The sequence below is a fragment of the Pseudomonas ceruminis genome, assembly GCF_021602025.1.
Classification (GTDB): Bacteria; Pseudomonadota; Gammaproteobacteria; order Pseudomonadales; family Pseudomonadaceae; genus Aquipseudomonas; species Aquipseudomonas ceruminis.
Map to the genome: position 1 here is coordinate 1 of NZ_BQHW01000071.1, position 1,091 is coordinate 1,091.

General features: G+C 58.8%; 1 protein-coding gene. It reads left to right on the top strand.

Annotated features, from left to right (window positions below):
- Positions 1-44: 44 nt before the first annotated feature.
- Positions 45-1,064 (top strand): IS30 family transposase, encoded by a 1,020-nt coding sequence (locus L6D80_RS29830; RefSeq protein ID WP_010792770.1) that lies wholly within the window; start codon positions 45-47, stop codon positions 1,062-1,064.
- Positions 1,065-1,091 lie beyond the last annotated feature (27 nt).

A 1,091-nucleotide genomic window follows, 5' to 3' on the forward strand; every position in this document is an offset into this window, starting at 1 on the left:
GGCGGTCTCAGTGACCAAGTGCAACACCCGAGGTAAGGTGCTGCATGACTACTCACTACACCCACTTGACCATCGAAGAGCGCGTAACGCTAATGATCATGCGTATGCAAGGCGCCTCGCTGCGAGCCATCGCCCAAGTTCTTGGGCGCCAACCCAGCACGCTGAGTCGAGAGGTGCGGCGCCAGTCGCAGCCTGGGCACTATGACGCCAGCACTGCCGGTGCTCGAGCCCGTGCCCTCAGACACGTCCCGAGGCGCAGCAAGCTTCTTGCCCCTGGTTCTGAACTGTTCCAGGTCGTACACAGCATGTTAGCCAAGGGCTGGTCTCCTCAGCAAATTGCCGCCAGACTCAAGGACTACTGGCCTGATAATCCTGAGCGGCATGTGAGTCACGAAACGATCTACCTGACAATCTATGCATACCCACGCGGCGAGCTTAAGCGTCAACTCATTGGTTACCTGCGCCAGGGCGGCAGCAAGCGGCGTACTCGCAGCACTGCGCCAGCTCGGCGCGAGCGCTATCCAGCTGAACAGAATATTCGCTACCGGCCTGAAGAGGTCGAAGGTCGACAAGTGCCAGGTCATTGGGAAAGCGACCTGATCATGGGCGCGAACAATCGCTCGGCAGTAGCGACGATGGTCGAGCGCACGAGCCGTTTCGTGATCCTGGCCAAGTTGGATGCGCCCACCGCAGACGCCGCGCTAGAGGGGATGACGCGAGAACTTTCGCGGATGGCACCGGCGCTGCTGAAAACCATGACCCATGACCAAGGCAGCGAGATGGCCAAGCATCAAGAGCTGACAGCTCGTACGGGAATGAAGATCTACTTCGCTGACCCGCACAGCCCTTGGCAAAGAGGCAGCAACGAGAACACGAACGGCCTGCTCCGGCAGTACTTACCCAAGGGCACCGATTTGTCGCTGGTTAGCCAGGAGCGGCTGGACGAGATTGCCGACTTGCTCAACACCCGACCTCGTCAGACATTGGGCTGGAAATTCCCTGTTGAAGTGTTGACGGATCATCTGCAACTGCTGGCAACCAATCGGCTCAACATTATCAACTGACTGTTGCACTTGGAACCTGAGGCCGCC